The organism is Chlamydia sp. 16-02 (assembly GCF_042235055.1).
In the GTDB taxonomy this organism is placed as follows: Bacteria; Chlamydiota; Chlamydiia; order Chlamydiales; family Chlamydiaceae; genus Chlamydia.
Genome location: NZ_CP114172.1, coordinates 241588 through 262908, shown reverse-complemented (window position 1 = coordinate 262908; position 21321 = coordinate 241588). Strand labels below are relative to the sequence as shown.

Below are 21321 nucleotides of genomic sequence, written 5' to 3'. Positions count from 1 at the left end.
TCGGTCTATCTCTTTTATACGAGATCTGAGTCAAGATTTGTCCATTATGAAATAGAATATCTCCAAACCATGTTCTTGATGAACTCAAGACAGATATGAAGGACTTCCCTATGACCTTTGTACCCTATACTTTACCTGAATTGCCCTATGATTACGATGCTCTAGAACCAGTGATTAGTGCAGAAATTATGCGTTTACATCATCAGAAGCATCATCAAGGTTATATAAATAATTTAAATGATGCTTTGAAAAAATTAGATATTGCCGGTGCTCAACAAGATCTTACACGTCTTATTTCTTTAGAGCCTGCCATACGTTTTAATGGCGGTGGGCATATCAATCACTCCCTATTTTGGGAAATGTTGGCCCCAGTAGATCGAGGTGGAGGCATGCCTCCAAAACATGGATTGCTTAAGCTAATTGAAAAGTTTTGGGGGACTTTTGATAATTTCTTAAAAGAATTTATTGAATTTGCAGCTCCTATTCAAGGTTCAGGATGGGCATGGCTAGCTTTTTGTCCCAAAAAACAAGAGCTTATGCTACATGCAACAGTTAACCAAGATCCTCTAGAGGCGACCACTGGTAAGGTGCCCCTCCTAGGAGTAGATGTTTGGGAGCATGCTTACTATCTCCAGTATAAAAATGTTAGATTAGATTATTTAAAAGCAATTCCTCGAGTAATTAATTGGGGATATATTGAAAAAAGATTTTCTGAATTAACTAATTAAAAGAGTATTTTTAATTGAAGAGTTAATAACTTTAATTTAAAATTACTCCTGCTAAAAAGTTTGGATTGGGTGGCTTGTGCGTTTATTTTCTTACGATAAACCTAAGATTAAAGTGCAAAAGATAAAGGCTGATGGTTTTAGCGGTTGGTTGAAGTGCACGCATTGTCACGAGATGATTCATGCGAATGAATTGGGACAAAATTTTAACTGTTGTCCCAAGTGCTCTTATCATTACCGTATTACTGCGGCTGAGAGGATAAAATTGTTAGCTGATAAAGATTCTTGGCGTCCTCTCTATACAAATCTCAAATCACAAGATCCGTTAAAATTTGTTGATACCGATACTTATCCAAATCGTTTAGCTAAGGCTAGAAAAGATAATACAGAAAGTGAGGGAGTACTTGTTGGTATTTGTGCCATAGGTGAACATCCTGTAGCTTTGGCTGTCATGGATTTCAATTTTATGGCGGGATCTATGGGTGCTGTCGTTGGAGAAAAACTGACACGACTGGTAGAGAAGGCTATAGTATCAAAGCTCCCCGTAATTATTGTTTGCGCTTCCGGAGGTGCAAGAATGCAAGAATCTGTGTTTTCTTTAATGCAGATGGCGAAAACTTCCGCAGCTTTAGCAAAATTACACGAAGCAGGCCTACCTTACATCTCTGTTTTGACTAATCCTACATCTGGAGGAGTCACAGCTTCTTTTGCTTCTTTGGGCGATGTGATTATTGCAGAACCTAAAGCTCTTATCTGTTTTGCCGGTCCTCGAGTTGTTGCCCAGGTTATAGGTGAAGATCTTCCTGAGGGGGCTCAAAAATCTGAATTTCTTCTTGAACATGGAATGATTGATAAAGTGGTTGAGAGGAAACAATTAAAGAGTACTTTGCAGAGTTTGCTTGATTACTTTTGTGCTCAAGAATACACTGGCGGCCAAGACAAAGCACCTAGGGATCTATCTAAGACCCTTAAAGAAATTTTTTTATTGACAGATGACAGTGAATGAAACATCATACCCGATACTTATAGTAACCACGGCACTGTTCTTATGACTATATTTTGTGAATTAGAATCTGGAGTAGATCTTCCAGAATATTCCACAGAAGGCGCCTCGGGTGCAGATCTTCGAGCCAATATTGAAGAACCTGTTGCCGTATTGCCGGGACAACGCGTATTAATTCCTACAGGAATAAAAATGCAAATTCCTCAAGGTTACGAAGTGCAGGTACGCCCACGTAGCGGTTTGGCTCTAAAACATGGGATTATGGTTGTTAATTCTCCGGGAACAATAGATGCTGATTATCGCGGCGAAATTTGTATTATACTTGCAAATTTTGGAGAGAATACTTTTATTATCGAGCCTAAGATGCGTATTGCTCAAGCTGTAGTTGCTCCCGTAGTCCAAGCAAAGTTTATAGTCGTGGATCAAGAAGAAGGATTAACGGCAACATCTCGAGGAAGTAGAGGTTTTGGGCATACCGGAGAGAAGTGACATGCCTTTCTATTGTGAGAGTCAACCTGATTTTTCCTTGTTTTCTCTTTTATCCCCCAATCTTATTATGTTTTTGAATAAAAGCTCTCGGGAGGAGATTCTTCAAGATCTTACAGATCTTGCAAGTACCGCAGGCTTACTTGAGAATAAAGAAGAGTTCTTTCAAGCTTTAGTGACTCGTGAAAATATTATGTCCACGGGTATTGGCATGGGAGTGGCAATCCCACACGGTAAATTACATAGTTGTTCTGATTTTTTTATCGCTATAGGTATCCATTCTCAAGGGATTCTTTGGGATGCGATAGATGGAGCTTTAGTACGTCTAGTATTTTTGATCGGAGGTCCTGATAACGCTCAAGCTGAATATCTCAAGCTGTTATCTACACTAACTCTTTCACTTAGAGATGAATCTCGGCGTGAGAAATTGCTACAAGTTACAACGATTGAAGAAGTCATGAATGTGTTTTTAGGAATGTAGTAGTTATGGATTTAAAATTAGAAGAATTAGCTTCTTTATTAGATGTTTCTGAAAATACTGTCCGCCGATGGCTGGATGAGGGGGCTATCCCTAGTTATAGTATGAATAATGAACATAGATTCAATCGAGAAGAAATAGAGGATTGGATCTTACATAATCAAGCTTTAGTAGGATTAGAAAAAGACGAGAAACAAGAAGAGGAGTTTCGGGATCTTTCTCTAAAGTATAGCCTATATAAAGCAATTTATCGCGGAGGAATTATCCGTGATGTATCTGTGAAAAATAAAGCAGAAGCCCTCCAATATGCCTCTTCTTACATAGCAGAGAAATTTAACCTAGATGCTAGTGTGCTTTTCGAGATGCTTACTCATCGGGAAAATCTTATGTCCACAGGTATTGGAGAAGGAATCGCTCTTCCTCATGCTAAAGATTTTCTAATTAATGCATACTATGATGTCGTTGTTCCTATGTTTTTATCAACAAGCATTGATTTCGGTGCTCTTGATGGTAAGCCTGTGAACGTATTATTCTTCCTTTTTGCCTCCCAAGATAAAAGTCATTTAAATTTAATAAATAAAATCGTGCATCTTGGAATGTCTTTAGAAGCACGGAGTTTTCTAACAAACTATCCAGAAAAAGAACAACTCCTTGCCTATATTAAGAATTGGGAGTCGCAAATCCATTAACTATCAATCTCTATAAAAGATTTGCAACTCCGAGTTGTGAAAAAAGTCCTATTGTTGTTATGGTGATCTCATAGGCTGATCTAGGAGATTATAGCAGCATGATGAGTTCTAAGCGTACTTCGCAACTTGCAATGCTTTCCATTTTGTTAACTTTTACCCATTCTGTAGGTTACGCAAGTGCTGCAGTTGCTCCTTTTGAAGTTAGCTCCGTATATTCCGAAGATTCTTTAATTGCTTTGGAAAGCAAAAAAAGCAAGAAAGAGCAAAGAATCCAAAAGATTCAAGAGAACAGACGTGCACGACAAGAAGCAAAAGAAGCTGCCGAAGCTAAAAAGAATGCTAAAGCGGCAGCAAAAAAAGCTAAAAAGTGCAAAAAGGTCTCCTTTTTATTCACAGACAGATTGAATCAAGAGCAAAAAGCTCGATGCCAAGAGCGTAAGAAACAACGCGTTTCTTTTAGAGAACAACGTCGTTTAAAAACTGAAGAGCGTAAGGAACAACAACGAGTCTTTGCTCAACAAATTAAACAGAGTGTGGATTATTGCTGCGAAGAGCTTGTTCAATATGGAACAGGAAGTCTTTTAACTCGCGGTGGAAAGTATTCTAAAAGATATCACAGATCTAATAATTGCGATCAAAACGCTGTTGTAAATGAACAATCTAGGCAAACAACGCCTCGCTTGTCAGCTAGAGAAAAAGCTAAAATCAGAAAAAGAGCCGGTACAATAGTACGTGCAGCTCCTAATACTGAAACTCCTAGATCATTATTAAAAACTATGATCGTCAATAGGGAAGCAAAGGCCTCTTCTGAAGATAAAGAAGCAATTCAAGTTGTTCACGATATCAAAGAAGGCCCAGTATTACCGATTTTTGTTCGTCCTGATGTCAAAGTAGTTCATGAAGATAGAAATAAACTTATTCAGGATTTAGCCAGAGAACAGAGAGTCGCCAAGAGGAAATCTTCAAGAGAAGCTCTTCAGGCTCGTGTAAAAGAAAGTAAAATTCCTAGAAATGGGAAGATTACTTCAACACTGCGTTATGATGTTGAAAAAGCTGCGGCTGTCAAAGTTAGACGCAACGGTTCTGTAAATCCTCAAGTTCGTGCTCAGAAAGCATCAAATACTCGAAGAAACGCAGGTAGTGAACAAAGTCAACAAGAATCCACACAAAATGTAAAACCTGGTTCTCCAGATCAAAAAGAACAAATTGCTAGCAACACACCTACGGATGATTTCTACAGTACATCTTCTGCTTCAGGAAATACTAATGTGAATAGCTATCTTAATGCGAAGCAATACCGTTGTGATTCTTCTGAGACAGATTGGCCTTGTTCCTCATGCGTTGCTAAACGTCGTACACATACAAGCATTTCTGTATGTACCATGGTCGTTACAGTTATAGCCATGATTGTTGGAGCCATCATCATTGCAAACGCTTCAGATTCTACAACAACTACTGGCGGTGGCACAACCCCTCCAAATCCTACACCACCTACTCCATAACCTAATCCTTAAAGATCTACTTAGAATGTGAGTTCTAATACGAAAGAGACAGAGCCTTAATGGTTTCTGTCTTTTTTGTTTTTATAAACTCTGTTTTAAATATAGTTTATTAATTTTTATAATTAATTAATTGGTCTCAAACAGTTATTATATGATTAAAGTGTTTTATTTATTTTTATTCTTATTATGTCTGAGCCCAAGCCAATATATCAAAGTCCTGCTTTAAATCAGGTAGAGATTGGAAAATCATCCCTAGATAATAATCCAAAAATCGCTAAGGCTATTCAAGCTACAGGAATAGTACTAGCTATCTTAGCTATAGTTGCTTCTGTATTTTTAATTATAGCAACACCTGTAGGTTTACCGATTTCTATGGCATTAGGAGGAGTTTTGCTTGGAGTTGGCGGAAGTATGCTATTCACTTCTGTGAACTCTCTGGCTCAAACTATGAAAAGGGCAGCTGTTGAGCATAAGCGTCAGAAGATTCTACTCCAGGAAAATCCTGAAAAAATAAAACCAAAAAATGAACTCTTAGAAGGAATGTGGCCAAGATATAATCATATGGTTGACGGGTTTGCTCATTTAAATATGGAAATAGGCAAACATGAAAAAAATATTTTAAAGCAGATGGGTAGAAAAGAAGGTCTTGAGTTTATAGAGAGCTTCGATCAAATCACTAGCGATTATTTGACTTGTGTTAGTTTACTTGAGGGACGTCAGTCTGTTTATTCCAAAGAAGATTATGCTCAGCGCGATGATAGTTATCCCAGTGTTGCTAGGAAAAATGAATTACTTATTAGATTAGGAGATAGTATCACTTCTAGATTGTCTAAAGGTGGTGGGGTCTTTTCTTTAAAGATGCAGGAATTAAGTAGTACGATGTCGAAGGTTCATGCGGGAGTAACTCTAGGTTTAGTGGCTGGAGGTATCGCTGCTGTAGGTGTTATTGCTGCAATCATTCCTGGAGGGATCTTTGCTCTGCCGATGATTTTAGCAGCTGCTATAGGAATCGGTCTTGCTGTTTTAGGTTTGTCTTATGCAATAAAAACAATATTAAAGCGATCGAAGACAAATAAAAAACAATTATTTAAAGATCTTGCATCTACGATTGATATTAAAACTCTTAAAGATATAACCAAAGATCAATCTGTTCTTATGAATATGTTGAAAGTCTCTTTGCAAACTGATCAGAAGATGACGTTGGATAATAGAGACTTTTATACGCAATATAACAAAGTGAGAGACACATTACAGTTCTTAAATGAACATCTAGAAGAGATAGAGTTTAAATATAAGTATCTCAGTAAAGAATATCAGCAACGAGCTAATAGGTTGGAGAGAGGGGTGTCTGTCCTTTCTGATAGGAAGAATGCTCAAGAAGAAGATGATTATAATCCTCAGGTACCGGCAAGTGATCGAGAAGGTCTATTGAATGATACTGGAGGATTTGATGAATTAGTGTCTAAAGGTATAGATGCTGCTAGACGTAGACGACAAAGCGATAGCAGTGGTGTGACATTTATAGGTGATTACGAACAGCATTTAGATGAGGATGAGTTAGGATTTGGTGGTGGATGGAGTCCTTCTGGTAAACGTGCTCTTGAAAAAATGTGGTCAGCAAAGCCAGCAATAATGAATGAGGAAGATTATTTCATTTTAAATGAAGACGTGAATAAAGTACTTGCTTCTTATCGTAATGATATACAAGCAATGAAGGCAGATATTCAGAAGGTTGAGCAACTCTTTGTTGAGATGCAAGCTGGGAAAAATAGACTTGAGAATTACTCGGAACAAGTCATAGGTATTTGGACTGATGTAAGTAGCAATTGCCACATGATCCTCAATCACTTGGTGGGAATGCAAATGCGGCTGATAGCTTTTGTAGAATCTGGTGGGATAATCCGTCCTAATGTAGGGAATGTTCCTAAGGGGAAGATTCCCTAAGAAGTAGAGTGTCTCCTTTTAGGAGAACCTTTCTGTTCAAATTGATCCCAACGATTTAATTGTTCTTGTAGTGCACGAGCTTGAGGAGAGTTGGGATTACTTTCCATCCATATCGCTAATTCCTGACGTTTATCATTTACCATAGAATCTAGGTTTTGAGATAAGTCATGAATTTGCGTTTCTTTTATAGATATGGCCACGTCATAATCATTTTGTAGTTTATTATGTAGGTCACGCATATTTGGTATAAATGTATTCCGTATATTTGCAAATGCTGCACGGAATTTTTCGATAGATTCTACCCCTAAGTTCGATATATCTTGAGAAATCTCATTAGTCAATGAGGTGCCAAAAAATTTATTTTTTACAGGTAAATCTAAGATAAGGGCTACGGAAATGAGAAGAAGGATTATACCTAAGCTAATACCAAAAATTAACCAGTTGCCATAGAGTATAGCATAGCTCATTAAGGCTATCACTCCTAAACACGTAAGTATCGATATAGCAAAACACACCGTAGTGCGTAATATTAAATTAGCACGATAATTGTCCCAAGGAAGGAGAAGAACTACCTTTTTGTCTATAGATACAGGCGCTAATGTCATGGGAACGTGACTCAATTTATTAAATTCGGATTGCTTGATGGGGAAGAATAAATTTCTAGAGCTGAATTTGATATTTCCTGCCAAGTTTGCAGTCTTATCAGAAGACGTTGTTCTTCTTGTTTTAATTGTTCTATGCGCTGTTCCTTCTCTATGATTGAATAAATCAATTTTGAATAAGCAGTTTGAAGTAACTGGAAAGAAGATAAGGAGGACGTTTTGTTTTTTACTAGAGTTATGGTTTGCTGAACTTTAGAAGGTAGGCATTTGATTAAATAAATCATACTAATAAGTAGAAGAATACAAACCAAAGAAGCAACCATTAAAGTCACACCACTAATTATTTCCGGAAGACTAGCAGATACACATCCAAAAGCCACAATTACAGCTCCACCAATCATCGTAGCGATTAAAAGTATAATAGCTAAAACATAAGAAAAGGAACTTTGCTCAATGAAAACGGCAACTTTTTTTTGTAACATTGTAGCATCCCGTTCTACGTTGAAAAGAAGAGAGCATTGACTGGGTAAGGATAAAAGAGTTGGGGAAATAGAATTAGAAAGACTTAATACCACAGAATTCCTTAAAATATAGTGGTGAAATTTAAAGAATGTATTCATTTTATTCAATACGTAACATAAAGTAATTCTTTTTAAATTCTTTTCTATTTTAGTTTTTTATGAATAAAACTGTTGTTGTTGCTATGTCTGGAGGCGTAGATTCCTCCGTAGTTGCCTACTTATTAAAAAGATTTACTTCTTACAGAGTTCTGGGACTCTTTATGAAAAATTGGGAGGAGGAAGATAGTGATGGCTTTTGTTCTACAGCTAAAGATTATGAAGATGTGGAGAGAGTTGCTAATCAATTAGACATTCCCTACTACACAGTATCTTTTGCTAAGGAATACCGTGAGCGAGTTTTCTCTCGTTTCCTTGCAGAATATTCTAAAGGTTATACACCTAATCCCGATGTTCTTTGTAATCGCGAAATAAAGTTTGATCTTCTTCAGAAAAAAGTTCGCGAGTTGGGAGGAGATTTCCTGGCTACGGGTCATTACTGTCGTTTATCTTCAGATAGCGACGGAGTTCATTTACTTCGTGGTATAGATCCCCAAAAAGATCAAAGTTATTTTTTATGTGGAACACGAAGAGAATCCCTAGATAATGTGCTTTTCCCTTTAGGGGATATGACAAAAACAAAAGTGCGCGCTATTGCTGAAGAAGCTGGATTAGCTACCGCTAAGAAAAGAGACAGCACAGGTATCTGTTTTATTGGGAAACGTCCTTTCAAAAGTTTTCTTGAAAAATTTGTGCCAAACTTAGAAGGAGATATTGTGGACTATGATTCTCAGAAAGTTGTAGGTCGACACGAAGGCGCTCACTATTACACGATAGGGCAACGACGTGGGTTAGATCTGGGGGGCTCAGAAAAACCTTGTTATGTTGTTGGCAAAGATATAGAGCAAAATATTGTATATATAGTACGGGGAGAAGATCATCCTTTACTCTATCAGAAAGAACTTACAGCTAAGGAATTGAATTGGTTTGTATCTCCAGAATCTATAACGCAGTGTAGTGCGAAAGTGCGCTATCGTTCTGCAGATGAAGAATGTGAAATTCTTGATTCAGAGGAGAATGGTGAAGTGCGTGTACGATTTTCTTCTCCCGTTAAGGCAATCACTCCCGGGCAAACAATTGCCTTTTATGATGGAGAGAAGTGCCTTGGGGGTGGGATCATAGAAGTTTCTATGATTCCCTATTTGGTATAGTTGCTGCAATACTTTCAGTAGCCTGTTCTTCATCACGTTCAAAAGTAACGCGATCTTCAGAAAGATTAGCGCGAAGTTTTCGTGCTTCTTGACGGCAAGATTCTTTAAGTAAAAGCTCTGCAAGAGGGTCTTCAAGATATTGCTCAATAACACGACGTAAAGGTCGTGCACCCATTTCTGGGGAATGTCCTTTGGTAACCAAAAAAGAAATTACAGAATCTGGAATACTTAATGCCATTTGGTAATTTTTCAAACGGGAATCCAGTTTATTAATTTCTAAATGAATTATCTCAGATAAGGCATCTTTTTCTAAAGGACGGAAGATAACACTTTCATCTAAGCGGTTAATAAATTCCGGTTTTAAATGTTTCTTCACAGCATTTTCGATTTTTTCTTGAATTACTTTATAATCGAAATTTGATCGAGATCCAAATCCAATCTCTCCGCTTTTCTTAATTAAGTCAGCGCCTAAGTTAGAAGTCATGATAATAATTGCATGACGGAAATCAATCTTACGGCCGAATGAGTCTGTAAGACGTCCCTGTTCTAAAATCTGTAACATTAAATCCATAATGTCAGGATGCGCTTTTTCAATCTCATCGAATAAAACAACACAATAAGGTCGGCGACGTACTTGCTCTGTAAGATGGCCTCCCTCTTCGTGACCAACATATCCTGGAGGCGATCCCATCATTTTTGTAGCAGCAAATTTTTCCATGTACTCAGACATGTCTACTTGAATTAAGGCATCCTCGCCACCGAACATTTCAATAGCAATTTGTTGAGCAAGTAATGTTTTCCCAACTCCTGTGGGGCCTAAGAATAAGAAGGAGCCTGTAGGACGATTGGGATCTTTAATCCCTGTTCTTGAACGACGAATAGCACGGCAAATACTTGCTACAGCTTGATCTTGGCCAATAACCTTTTTACGTAAAGTGTCTTCTAATTTAAGTAATTTTTCACTTTCTGCTTCAGTAAGTCTTGCAGAAGGAATTCCTGTTTGTAATGAGACTACTTGAGCAACAGCCTCTTCATCTACAGGAATCTGATGCTCTTCTTTATGATTCTCCCATTCTTGTTTCATATTGGAGAGACGTTCTCGAAGCTTTTTCTCCTCATCACGCAATCCCGCGGCTTTTTCATATTCTTGAGTTCCGATAGCTTGTTCTTTAGCAAGTTTCGTAGTTTCAATCTCAGCTTCGAGTTTCATTAACTCTGTAGGTTGATCCATGGTATTTACGCGTACGCGAGCTCCAGCCTCATCTAATAAATCAATAGCTTTATCAGGAAGGAAACGTCCGTGAACATACTGGTCAGACAATGTGGCTGCAGCTTTCAAAGCTTCTTCGGTAATAGCAACGTTGTGATGCTCTTCGTATTTCTTTTTCAGCCCACGTAGGATTTCGATAGTTTCGTCTACATTAGGTGGTTGGACAATGATTTTTTGGAATCTACGTTCTAAAGCTGCATCTTTTTCAATATGCTTGCGATATTCATCAATTGTTGTTGCTCCGATACACTGGATTTCTCCACGTGCTAATGCAGGTTTTAAAATGTTTGAAGCATCAATAGCGCCTTCAGCAGCTCCAGCACCTACAATAGTGTGCAGTTCATCGATAAATAAAAGGATGTTTCCATGTTTGCGTACTTCATCCATAACAGCTTTGATACGTTCTTCAAATTGACCGCGATATTTCGTTCCTGCAATCATTAAAGCAAGATCTAAAGTAATTAAACGCTTCTTACGTAAAGTATCAGGAACTTCATTAGAAATGATTTTTTGTGCTAATCCTTCAACAATAGCAGTTTTCCCTACACCGGCTTCACCGATAAGTACGGGATTATTTTTTCTTCTACGGCAAAGGATTAAGATTAAACGTTCAACTTCCGTAGAACGGCCAATAACAGGATCAAGCTTAGATTCACGAAACATCTCTGTTAAATCATAACCGTAGGCTTTTAACGCTGATAGCTTATCACTTTTTTCTCCACCCAGGGTATGGCCTAAAGAAGAAGATTTGGAAGAAGAGGAAGAGTTGCCTCGAGGATTAGAAGAAGATGTGGGAGGGAGTTGAAGATTGAATGTTTCTAATTCTTTAAGAATTTCTTTGCGAACTTCTCTAGGGTCAATATGTAAGTTTTCTAAAACTTGTAAAGCAACACCATCAGCTTGATTTAAAATCCCCAAAAGGAGGTGCTCGGTACCTACATAATTATGTTCTAAAACACCAGCTTCTTCATTTGCTGATTCAAAAGATTTTTTTACTCTACCGGTAAGTGCGGGGTCGCCATAAACCTGAATTTCCGGTCCATAACCGATTAATCTCTCGACTTCTTGCTTTGCAGTGTCGAAGTCTACCCCTAAATTACGCAAAACATTTACAGCTACACCCTGGCCTAGTTTGAGTAGGCCTAAGAGTATGTGCTCTGTACCTAGATAGTTATGATTTAACCTCTGAGCTTCTTTTTTAGCCAATTTAATGACTTGTTTTGCTCTGTTAGTAAACTTCTCAAACATAAAAACCTAAAAGACCGGGTAGAACTTTCCTTAAGCATATACGAAATTTAAAATAATGATGCAACTCTTCGATAAATAGATAAAGTATTACTGAGACAAAAGAATTTTTTTCACGAAAATAGTAAAGAATCCATCTCCTATGCTATACTATTTCTACATTTTTAACGAATGATTCACCACTGACACCCCTCCATTTCATTATGACTGTTCGCATAGTAGATTCCGGAAAAGGAAGTTCTGAGGCCCATATGGCCAGAGATAAGTATTTGCTAGAACACATCAAAAAAGGAGAAGCGATTCTGCATCTCTATGAGTGGGGTAGCCAATACCCTCTCACTTACGGCTATTTTATGCGTCCAGAAAAATTTTTAATTGATAATAGGGCCGACCTTGGAATGGACGCGGCTATCCGACCTACGGGAGGAGGCTTTGTTTTTCATCACGGAGACTACGCATTTTCGTTATTAATGTCATCGGAACATCCTATGTATGCACCAACTGTGTTGGAGAATTATTATACTGTTAATCAGATGGTGTTACAGGTTTTGAATAAGGTTTTTCGTATCAAGGGCACGCTCTCTTTTAACGAGGATATGCATCATCCTCAGACGTCTAATTTTTGTATGGCTAGAGCTTCAAAATATGATGTTTTAATGGGAGATAGGAAAGTAGGAGGTGCTGCTCAGCGTACTGTAAAACAAGGATTCTTACATCAGGGATCCATATTCTTATCCGGGAGTTCTTTAGAGTTTTACCAAAAGTTTCTTTTGCCTGAGGTTATTGATGTTATAGTCCCTGCAATTGAAAAACGGGCATTTTTTCCTCTAGGTCTGTCAGCGCCTTCTTCGGATCTTTCAGAGGCAAGAAAAGAAATAAAAGAAGGGTTAATTCAAAGATTTTCAAGTGGCCATCTATGAATAAAATGCGATGGGGTTTAGTTATTGCACTCTTTTGTTCATTTATAACAAAAGATACTTTTGCCTTTATGGTGCATTTTCCCGCCTCTAAGGAACATGTGGGTGTTATTGTTCATGATAATAGTATTGAGGTTTACGAAAAGCTGTTATCAGCAATAGATGTTGCCGAGCACTATGTTGAATTGTGTCCCTGCATGGCTGGTGGAAATCTACTGAAGGAAATCGTTGAACATCTAGATAAGCGTATGTCTGAGGCTCCTCATCTGTGTGCTTATATACTTATTCAGCCTACATTTATTGATAGTAAGGATAAGCAAATACTCGAAAATGCAAGAATCAATTGGCCTAATAGATTTTTTTATTTATTTACTGGATGCCCTCCGGGGTCGAGTATTCTAGCGCCCAATGTTATAGAAAGTCATGTTAAGATTTCTATCGTGGATGGGAAGTACATTTTTATGGGGGGAACAAATTTTGAAGATTTTATGTGTACTAAGGGGGATGCTGTTCCTGAACCTGTCGAGTCTTCACGTTTAATTATAGCAGGAACTCAAAGACCTAGAGCTTTTCGTGATCAGGATATCACTATTAGCTCTGCGCAACTCGGGACAGAGTTAAGAAAGGAATTTCACGCGCATTATGGTCTTTGGAGTGCCTACGCAAAAAAACCCTGGTTTAATAAAAATCTCGATGATTTTCGGGTGCTTTCTTATCCAGAATTAACTGTTGAAGAAGCTGAATCTACATATTGCAATGCCATTGAAGAAAGTCCTGATCTTGTGTCAACAGATCTTAAAAATATTCGTGTGATTTTTTCTGGTCCTGATGAAAGTAAAAATGCAATCACCCAGGAATATGTAGATTTAATAAACAGGTCAGAGAAATCTATCAAAATTGCGAATATGTACTTTATTCCCAAGGATGAAATTATTGAGAGTTTAAAATCTGCTTGTTTTGATCGGGGTGTCCGATCGGAAATCATTACTAATGGATGTACGGAAAATAGTCCTGATCTTACAGCAGTATATGCTTGGGGCAATCGTATGAACTATTTCTTTTTATCTTATGGCGAGCGCCCCTCACTATGGAAAAAATTCATATTTTCTAGAAAACAACCTAGTAGTTCTCTTTCTGTGAGTGAATATTTTGTTCGGGATACCCAGCTACATAAAAAATGTATGATTGTGGACGAGCGTTTCTTTGTAATAGGGAGCTATAATTTTGGTAAGAAAAGTGATCTTTTTGACTATGAAAGTATTGTTGTAATTGATTCTCCAGAAGTTGCTCAAAAAGCCAGCATTGTCTTTAAAAAAGATTTAAGCCTATCCAAACCCGTAGATAATTCTGAGATTTTTGATTGGTATTTTAACCCTGTTCACAATCTCATTGGTCATTTACAAATTAATTTTATGCCTGCTTAAGCCTGGAATAAAATTCGATAAGGAAAAGAGAGGGATTCTCTCTTTTCCGTTTCTCAGGGGATCCTTCTTGGTTTTTTCCGATCAATAGTTTACACTAAGTTTTTTACTGTTTATTCCAAGAGGGTGGCTTTGCTAGCGTTCTTTTATAAGCATCAGAAAAAATTCATCGGTTTAGTTATTGTCGGCGTATGCGTATCTGGAATAGGTATAGGCTGGGGGCGCTATCCAGGAGAATCTGCGCGTAATGGTTCTAGGAAAGTTGTATTTTCTGTATCTGGGAAAAAATATTCCGAAAGAGAGTTTCTAGCTATTAAGAGATTCTTTATAAATGAGGCTTATCCCTTCACAGGAAATCCTCAGGAATGGAATTTTTTAAATGAAGGATTACTTACAGAGCGCTTTTTAACAAATAAAATTGGGGAAAAGCTCTTTTTAAAAATCTACTCTCAAGACTATCCAGCTTTCAGTAAAGAGAAGCGTTATCAAGCTTATCGAAGATTTGATACTCCTTTCATTTCTTCTGAAGAAGTTTGGAAGTCTTCGGCCCCTCGCTTATATCAAGCTTTGACGACCTTACAGGAAATAGATAATCCTGTATCTCCTGAAGGGTTTGTCGCTAGAGTTCAACTTTTTTTAGAAGAGAAAAAATTTCCCCATTATATTCTTAAACAGATGCTTGAATATCGTAGACAGATGTTTAATCTTCCTCAAGATGCTGCTTTGGCTCAGGGGAAAGATCTACGCTTATTTGGTTATAAGAATATTGCCGATTGGTTTGGAGATGCGTATGTTTCTGCCGCTGTTGAAGCTTTAATTCGCTTTGTCAATGAGCAGAAAAAAAATATTGCTATGCCTTCTTTAAAAGAAGCTCGACAAGATTTTGAAGATAAAGCTCAACATGCATTCACTAAATTAAGTAAACATGCTGGTCTTACTTTAAGTTTTGACCAATTTGTGGCTTCTTATTTTGATTTCCTTGGAGTGAACGAATCAGAATTTTTTAAAATGTATCGTGAGATACTTTTGTGTAAGAGAGCCTTTTTACAATTAGAGGGTAGTGTAACTTTTGATTATCGTCCTCTACAAGAATTTTTCTCTATGGGTAAAGATTCTACATCTGTGGAAATGGTTAAGCTACCTCGTGAATACCAATTTAAGAATAAAGAAGATCTGGAAGCTTTTGAAACCTATATCAATCTCGTAGGCGTTCCAGTTAAGGATTGTCTTGATGTTCCACGTTTTGCTTTGCCTGTTAAAACTATAAAGGCCAAAGAACCGAAATTAGTAGGTCGAAGATTTTTAGTTTCCTATAAGAGTATAAGACTTCAAGATTTGGAAACGAAAGTGCCTATGGTGGAGGCTCACCAGTGGCAACAAAATCCTGAGAATTTCCAAATTCTACTTCAACAGTTTCCTAAAATTGAAACATGCAATTCGAGTAAGGATTTCCAAGCTCTTAAACCCTCTCTTGTGGAAAAGATCAATTCTTTCACCAGAAAAGAGATTTTAAGAGCGCATCCCAAAAGAATTCTGGAAGGCCTAGCTCAGTGTAAGCACGAGAGTCATGAAGTTTTTCTATCTTGTGGGAAAGATAGTGTTTTAGAAGGAATTTTGGATGGAAATGAGCTAGCTACATTATTACTAGATAATGAGATTTTAGAAGCCTACAGTCAGGATGGTGAACATTACTATACATTTATCGTAGATACGTGTTTTGAAGGTGAAGAAGTAATTCCTTATCGCGAAGTGTTACGTAAGGATCTGGCTAAAACCTTAATTTCTTCACATAAAAACTCCTCACAGATCGATAAGGTGATTTCTGCTTTAAAATCTCGATATCAAGAGGAAGAAGGCAAAGATCTCTGGCAAAAACGTCTATGGTCTTTGATAGAAGAATATAAAGACGGAACGTATCAAGCAGGAACTCTATTTTGGAATCTTGAAAAGTCTATAAAAATATTTGCTCGTGGAGATCAAAATATTCCTCAATCTTATCCTGTTTTAGCTTCTATGGAGGAGGGGACATTATCAAATATTGAATTTAATCCTGAAGAAGGGCCTTTTTTCTATAAATGTTTATCACATCAAACATGTGTTGATCCCGCTAGTGTAGAGAAGCTATTCCTTGCTAAGAGTCATTTAAATGAAGAAATTCTAGGGAATTATATAGAACATTTTATTGATGAAGGAGTCAGATAATGTGGGATTCTGATTATCATGTATGGATTCTACCGATTCATAATGATGTTGTCCGTTTGGGATTGACAGCTAGAATGGGTGAAAACTTGGGCCAAATTCTTCATGTTGATTTACCTGGGATAGGTAGTTTTTGTAAGGAAGGTGAGGTTCTTGTTATCCTAGAATCTTCAAAATCCGCTATTGAAGTTTTAAGCCCTGTCTCAGGAGAAATTATAGAAATTAATGAAAATCTTAAAGAGAATATACAGCTTCTTAATAACTCTCCTGAGGAATCTGGGTGGTTCGTGGTTGTCAAACTCAATCAAAAATTGAATACAGAAAATCTTTCTCCTAGACAACAGTTAGGTTAGTATTTCAAAAAAAGTCTTACATTAGTTATATTTTTTTGAGTTTTGATAAGAGTTTTTTTTTATTTTCTGAAGGAGTAAAATTTTTCCCTAAAAGAGTTTAACACACATTTTATCATGTCCTCGTTAATAGTTGGCAGCGTCTCTACTCCTATAGAGATAAAGAGTGTTCAGTTGAGGCTTTCAACGCAACTTAAGGTATTAACTGCGGTTACAGTATTGTTAGCCTTAGCTGTGATAGGTCTAGCTTGTTATGGGCTTTTTGGGACCCCTCTGATAGCAACGCAATTAATGATATGGATTATGAGTGCTTCTATGACCTTAGTGGCACTGATTTGTTCTTGTGCGAAATATCATCTTCTTCGTCGTTATGAAAAAAACCTCCTTAGTAGCGGGGAGCCCATACAGGAATAGATAAAGGAATTATGACTTATGATGATTAACATCCAAAGATTTCAACGACCTTCTCCAGAGAATCCGAATACAGCAACTCTATTATATCGATTACATGAGGGACCTTTAGGGGAATCTGAGGGATTGCGCACTTTTCGTAGAGTATTATCAGCGCTTATGACCTCCCTAGCAATACTCGTTATGATAATATTTACCGTTCAATCACCAACAATTACCCCTGCAGCATTGTACACGGCAATTTTCTTTGCTTGCTGTACTCTTGTATGCATAGCAATGTTTATGGTGAAACACGTATTATGTCAGTTCCCAGAAATTGCTAAGGATACTATTGAGATTTCCTCTAATAGTTAACCTACTGAGCTTTTCCCCTTTTTATATTCGCTGCTTTGGATTTAGCTGCACGTTGTTGTGCTATTCGTGCTTTTTTCAAAGGTCTTAGACCTTTTGCTGCTATAGAAGAAGCATTGGATGTTTCTAGGATGTCAGATACTGGTGTTGCTGCTGATGGCTTAGAGATGTCAATACCTGTAAGACTCATAAAGGCCATGGCTATAAGTCCTGTGGTAATGAAAGAGATTCCCATTCCTTGGAGGTTTTTAGGAATATCGGAATAGGCAAGTTTTTCTTTAATAGTTGCGAATAAGACAATAGCTAACCACCAGCCACATCCCGCACCTAAAGAGAATATCATCATAGGGATAAATGGGTAGTTGCGTGTGATTCCAAAGAGCACTCCTCCTAAAATTGCACAGTTTACAGCAATTAATGGTAAGAAGATCCCTAAGGAGAGATAGAGATTTCTGGATACCTTTTCTAAAAGTAATTCCAAAATCTGTGTAAAAGCTGCAATAACTACAATGAAGATAATCAGCTCAAGGAAATTTAGATTTACGTTCGCTAATGAAGGGGATATCCAGGTCAGAGCTTTAGGTCCTGTAATAAATTTATGTACTACCCAGTTAATACTTCCAGTAACTGTCAGAACCAATGCTACAGACATTCCTAGGCCGTTAGCAGTAGAAACTCGTGCTGAACAGGCAAGATAGCTACACATTCCAAGAAAATTCGATAGAAGGATATTTTGGATGAAGGTTGCTTGTAAAAAAATACCAAAGACATTTAGCCATGTATATTCGCCTAACCACATAAAGCTACCTTTTTGCCTTCTTAGATCTAAGAATATTCACTCCCCAAATCATAATGCCTAAAAGGAAAAATGCTGAGGGAGCTAAAACCATCAAACCAAAGTTTTCATATCCGTCAGGATGAGCTTCAGAAGCATAAAAACATTTTGGGATAAGTTGTAATCCAAGAATAGTACCGAAGCCGAAGAATTCTCTTATTATACTCACAGAAACTAGTACCCAGCCATAGCCTAATCCCGATGAGAAACCATCTAAAAATGCTGGAATAGGAGGTACATTTCTCGCTAAACTTTCAGCTCTTCCCATAACAATACAGTTGGTGATAATCAATCCGACGAACACGGACAGTGTTTTTGAGATATTGAAGAAAAAGGCTTTTAAAAACTGATCAATAACAATCACGAATAAGCTAATGATAATTAGCTGAGTGATCATACGGACGCTGTCAGGAGTAGCTTTTCGTAATAAGGATACAAAGAATGAGGAACATCCTGTAACAAAGCTTACAGCAAGGCCCATAGTAATGGCTGTGTTGACTGTTGTCGTTACAGCAAGTGCAGAACAAATCCCTAAAATAGCAATTAGAGGTTGGTTATTGTCCCAAAGAGGATCAAGGAAATAACTCTTGTATGATTTATTTGCTGCCATTGTGATCTCTCTGGTTATTAAGCTTAGCGAAAGACATCAACAAGCTACGGTAGGGAGCTAAAGATCGTGCATAAGCCTCGGTAACGCCGTTACACGTTAATGTTGCTCCAGAAATACCATCGATCGATGATAGTGCTTTTGGAGAGGTTCCAAATGCTGATTGTACTGATCCTTTAATTACCTCAAGACCTAAAGGTGTTGTAGCAAAATCTGTATTTCCTGAAGCTGCTTGTAAGAAGATTTTCTTCCCATAGAACTGCTTTTGCCAATGGGGATTGGCAATATTTGCTCCTAATCCTGGAGTCTCTGCTTGTTGATACCATGCTGTTCCTAAAACGGTATCACCGTTATTTTCTACAGCCAGATAACCGTAAATAGGGCCCCACAAACCGAATCCAGAAATAGGAATAATAATAGCACGAACTACTGAGGGATTTTTAATAACCTCGGAAGCGCTCATTGCTCTAGCTTGTTCAGTATTCGCTAAGATTACGTAGAATAATAGTAAGGGTTGTTGATAAAAATGACCGTTTTGATGTTTTTCAACAAATTCTGTCACATTGATATTTTTTTCTTCGAAAGAAAACATTTGACCACGTTTATCCGCAAGTAGGGGACGAACAAACCCTTGTGCGTACGAATCTAAAACCGAGCTCGTGACAACAGGCGCACGTTTATCTGTAACTTTAAGTAGGTGGGAGGTTTTATCATATACAGCAGGTTTCCAAGAACCTTTCTCATAGATTTGAAATTTTCCAGAAAAATCTAAAACATGTGCTGCGGTTAGCATTTGTTGATCGCGATCAAAAATAGCCGCTCTTTCTTGGAAAGGGGCTAAGATATAATACACGGTAGAAAGGAAAACGCTAGAGAATAAACTTAAAGCGAAAATGAAAAGTACAACATACCATGTTTGATTCAGATGGGATTTAGATTTCTCTGAAGACATAGTTTTATATTCTCCTTCGTCTATACTTTCTTACAGCAAAGTAATCAAGAAGAGGAGCAAATACATTTCCAAGAAGAATGGCGAGCATAACTCCTTCGGGGTATGCTGGATTTATCAATCGGATAACAATTGTCATAAAACCAATAAATAATCCATAAATCCATTTTGCTAATTTCATGGTTGGGGATGATACAGGGTCTGTAGCCATGAATACAAGACCGAAGGCTAAACCTCCAAGGAATAACTGCCGGTAGGCTGGAATAAAGAATTTTGCAGGAGCCCAAGCTCCATGTTTCCCAACAATAAGAATGCTAAAAATTTTAAATAACCAAGCGGTGATGAAGGCTCCTATACCGAAGGATACCATTGTTCTCCAAGAAGCAATGCCCGTAACAATCAGAAATATAGCACCAAGTAAACAAGCAAATGTTGATGTCTCTCCTAAGGAACCAATAATATTTCCCCAGAATAAATTTCCCGAAGAGAACTTCCCAATACCGTAGATAACATCAGTAATTGAATAAGCTGAATCGAACTGTGTTGGCAATAAACCAAGACCCCCTTCACTAAGAGGAGAGGTTACAAAATTTTGTAATTGTTCTAGAGTCAGTTTATCTAACATTAATCCAGGATGAGACTCTGTCCAGATAGAAAATTGTGAGTGTATCACACTTTCTGTAGGAACATGTGTCATATGTAATATATTAGAAGCTATAGCATCTACGTGAACTCTTTTTACGGCAGGAGATGTAGAGTTTAATGTTTGTAGGCAGGTAGATTGAGAGAAGCCATCAATAATCGATTTTCCTGCTGTAGAATTCATAGCAAGAAGGCTTTCTTTAATTTTTGTTGGATTACTCCCTACCCAAACATCTCCACTCATCTTTGCTGGAAACGTGAAGAATAAGAAAGCTCTTCCTGAGAGAGCAGGGTTGAGAATATTCATTCCTGTCCCGCCAAACAATTCTTTACTAACGACAACCCCAAAAGCAATTCCTAAGGCAGCCATCCAATAAGGAATTGTTGGTGGTAATGTTAGGGGATAGAGAATTCCTGTGACGAGTAATCCCTCAGCAATTTTATGCTTTCTAACCACAGCGAAGAGTACTTCGCAAGCACCTCCTACGGAATAGCTAATTATCAGTAGGGGAATAAAAATCTTACATCCTGTCCAAAGAACCGAAAACAAGCCGATATCGTGGAAAATAAATGAGAGATAACTACGAAATCCAGAGATATGTAAGAATGATTCCATGAGCTGGGCATTTCCAGACCCATAGACTAAAGCTTGAACTCCCGAATTCCATATGGCTAAAAATGTTGCTGGAAATAGGGCGATAACAACAAGCATCATCCAACGTTTGACATCTACGGCATCACGAATAAACGGAGGAGATGAAGACTTATGGATAGGCTCGTAGCAAAACGTATCGATAGCGTCTGCAACTGGAGTAAAGCGTTGAAACTTGTCCTTTTGACAAATTTCCCAGATGGAATTAACAAATCGTTTAAGCATTGCTACTGAGAGGGAAGTTGAAGCTTCTACACGTTTAAGAACGTAACAAA

General features: G+C 37.7%; 21 protein-coding genes. 14 read left to right on the top strand and 7 right to left on the bottom strand.

The annotated features are described in order from the left end of the window. The first annotated feature begins 110 nt into the window (after nt 1-110). The 7 genes from O1W70_RS01130 to O1W70_RS01100 all read left to right on the top strand — a co-directional run bounded on the left by O1W70_RS01130 (nt 111) and on the right by O1W70_RS01100 (nt 6827). Nucleotides 111-728 carry a superoxide dismutase gene (locus O1W70_RS01130; protein ID WP_332381281.1) on the top strand — a complete coding sequence of 206 codons (618 nt, stop codon included), beginning with the start codon at nt 111-113 and terminating at the stop codon, nt 726-728. Nucleotides 729-804: 76 nt separating this feature from the next. After that, a complete protein-coding gene (gene accD / locus O1W70_RS01125) occupies nt 805-1731 on the top strand; it encodes an acetyl-CoA carboxylase, carboxyltransferase subunit beta (protein ID WP_332381282.1) in 927 nt (308 codons plus the stop codon). A 42-nt stretch (nt 1732-1773) separates the two neighbouring features. Next, on the top strand, nt 1774-2217 hold the full coding sequence (dut, locus tag O1W70_RS01120) for a dUTP diphosphatase (RefSeq protein WP_332381283.1): 444 nt from the start codon (nt 1774-1776) through the stop codon (nt 2215-2217). Between the two features lies 1 nt (nt 2218). Continuing rightward, a complete protein-coding gene (locus O1W70_RS01115) occupies nt 2219-2695 on the top strand; it encodes a PTS sugar transporter subunit IIA (protein ID WP_332381284.1) in 477 nt (158 codons plus the stop codon). Nucleotides 2696-2700: 5 nt separating this feature from the next. Beyond that, nucleotides 2701-3381 carry a PTS sugar transporter subunit IIA gene (locus tag O1W70_RS01110; RefSeq protein ID WP_332381285.1) on the top strand — a complete coding sequence of 227 codons (681 nt, stop codon included), beginning with the start codon at nt 2701-2703 and terminating at the stop codon, nt 3379-3381. A gap of 98 nt (nt 3382-3479) precedes the next feature. Next, complete coding sequence (locus O1W70_RS01105; RefSeq protein ID WP_332381286.1) at nt 3480-4883, top strand: hypothetical protein; 1404 nt, start codon at nt 3480-3482, stop codon at nt 4881-4883. 186 nt (nt 4884-5069) lie between these two features. Then, on the top strand, nt 5070-6827 hold the full coding sequence (locus O1W70_RS01100) for a stage II sporulation protein M (RefSeq protein ID WP_332381287.1): 1758 nt from the start codon (nt 5070-5072) through the stop codon (nt 6825-6827). Here O1W70_RS01100 and O1W70_RS01095 read toward each other — a convergent pair. After that, entirely contained in the window at nt 6824-7432 is a 609-nt protein-coding gene (locus O1W70_RS01095) for a hypothetical protein (protein WP_332381288.1), read from the bottom strand. The two genes, O1W70_RS01100 and O1W70_RS01095, sit on opposite strands and share 4 nt — an antisense overlap. An 11-nt stretch (nt 7433-7443) precedes the next feature. Then, nucleotides 7444-8004, bottom strand: coding sequence for a hypothetical protein (locus O1W70_RS01090; RefSeq protein ID WP_332381289.1), 561 nt, complete (start codon nt 8002-8004; stop codon nt 7444-7446). Between the two features lie 104 nt (nt 8005-8108). Here O1W70_RS01090 and mnmA point away from each other — a divergent pair, with 104 nt between their 5' ends. Beyond that, complete coding sequence (gene mnmA, locus O1W70_RS01085) at nt 8109-9197, top strand: tRNA 2-thiouridine(34) synthase MnmA (RefSeq protein ID WP_332381290.1); 1089 nt, start codon at nt 8109-8111, stop codon at nt 9195-9197. Here the strand turns inward: mnmA and O1W70_RS01080 are convergent. After that, nucleotides 9175-11715: an ATP-dependent Clp protease ATP-binding subunit gene (locus O1W70_RS01080; RefSeq protein ID WP_332381291.1), complete on the bottom strand. Its 2541-nt coding sequence runs from the start codon at nt 11713-11715 to the stop codon at nt 9175-9177. The two genes, mnmA and O1W70_RS01080, sit on opposite strands and share 23 nt — an antisense overlap. Before the next feature lie 200 nt (nt 11716-11915). Here O1W70_RS01080 and O1W70_RS01075 point away from each other — a divergent pair, with 200 nt between their 5' ends. The 6 genes from O1W70_RS01075 to O1W70_RS01050 all read left to right on the top strand — a co-directional run bounded on the left by O1W70_RS01075 (nt 11916) and on the right by O1W70_RS01050 (nt 17364). Then, a complete protein-coding gene (locus O1W70_RS01075) occupies nt 11916-12632 on the top strand; it encodes a lipoate--protein ligase family protein (protein WP_375797244.1) in 717 nt (238 codons plus the stop codon). Then, nucleotides 12629-14053 carry a phosphatidylserine/phosphatidylglycerophosphate/cardiolipin synthase family protein gene (locus O1W70_RS01070; RefSeq protein WP_332381292.1) on the top strand — a complete coding sequence of 475 codons (1425 nt, stop codon included), beginning with the start codon at nt 12629-12631 and terminating at the stop codon, nt 14051-14053. Before O1W70_RS01075 ends, O1W70_RS01070 begins: the two co-directional genes overlap by 4 nt. 129 nt (nt 14054-14182) lie before the next feature. After that, on the top strand, nt 14183-16252 hold the full coding sequence (locus tag O1W70_RS01065) for a hypothetical protein (protein ID WP_332381671.1): 2070 nt from the start codon (nt 14183-14185) through the stop codon (nt 16250-16252). Continuing rightward, nucleotides 16252-16602, top strand: a complete 351-nt coding sequence (locus O1W70_RS01060) for a glycine cleavage protein H-like protein (protein ID WP_332381293.1) — start codon at nt 16252-16254, stop codon at nt 16600-16602. Before O1W70_RS01065 ends, O1W70_RS01060 begins: the two co-directional genes overlap by 1 nt. Nucleotides 16603-16716: 114 nt before the next feature. After that, nucleotides 16717-17013, top strand: a complete 297-nt coding sequence (locus O1W70_RS01055; protein ID WP_332381294.1) for a hypothetical protein — start codon at nt 16717-16719, stop codon at nt 17011-17013. A gap of 18 nt (nt 17014-17031) precedes the next feature. Continuing rightward, nucleotides 17032-17364: a hypothetical protein gene (locus O1W70_RS01050; RefSeq protein ID WP_332381295.1), complete on the top strand. Its 333-nt coding sequence runs from the start codon at nt 17032-17034 to the stop codon at nt 17362-17364. Nucleotide 17365: 1 nt separating this feature from the next. Here O1W70_RS01050 and nqrE read toward each other — a convergent pair whose 3' ends face one another. Genes nqrE through O1W70_RS01030 form a run of 4 tightly spaced genes read right to left on the bottom strand, consistent with a single transcriptional unit; the run spans nt 17366 to nt 21271 of the window. Then, the gene (nqrE, locus tag O1W70_RS01045; protein WP_332381296.1) at nt 17366-18160 is read right to left on the bottom strand and encodes an NADH:ubiquinone reductase (Na(+)-transporting) subunit E; all 795 of its coding nucleotides are present in this window, start codon (nt 18158-18160) and stop codon (nt 17366-17368) included. Nucleotides 18161-18164: 4 nt separating this feature from the next. Then, nucleotides 18165-18806, bottom strand: coding sequence for an NADH:ubiquinone reductase (Na(+)-transporting) subunit D (gene nqrD / locus O1W70_RS01040; protein WP_332381297.1), 642 nt, complete (start codon nt 18804-18806; stop codon nt 18165-18167). Further along, nucleotides 18793-19755, bottom strand: a complete 963-nt coding sequence (locus O1W70_RS01035; protein WP_332381299.1) for a Na(+)-translocating NADH-quinone reductase subunit C — start codon at nt 19753-19755, stop codon at nt 18793-18795. Before O1W70_RS01035 ends, nqrD begins: the two co-directional genes overlap by 14 nt. Nucleotides 19756-19759: 4 nt before the next feature. Continuing rightward, complete coding sequence (locus O1W70_RS01030) at nt 19760-21271, bottom strand: Na(+)-transporting NADH-quinone reductase subunit B (RefSeq protein ID WP_332381300.1); 1512 nt, start codon at nt 21269-21271, stop codon at nt 19760-19762. Nucleotides 21272-21321: the final 50 nt, after the last annotated feature.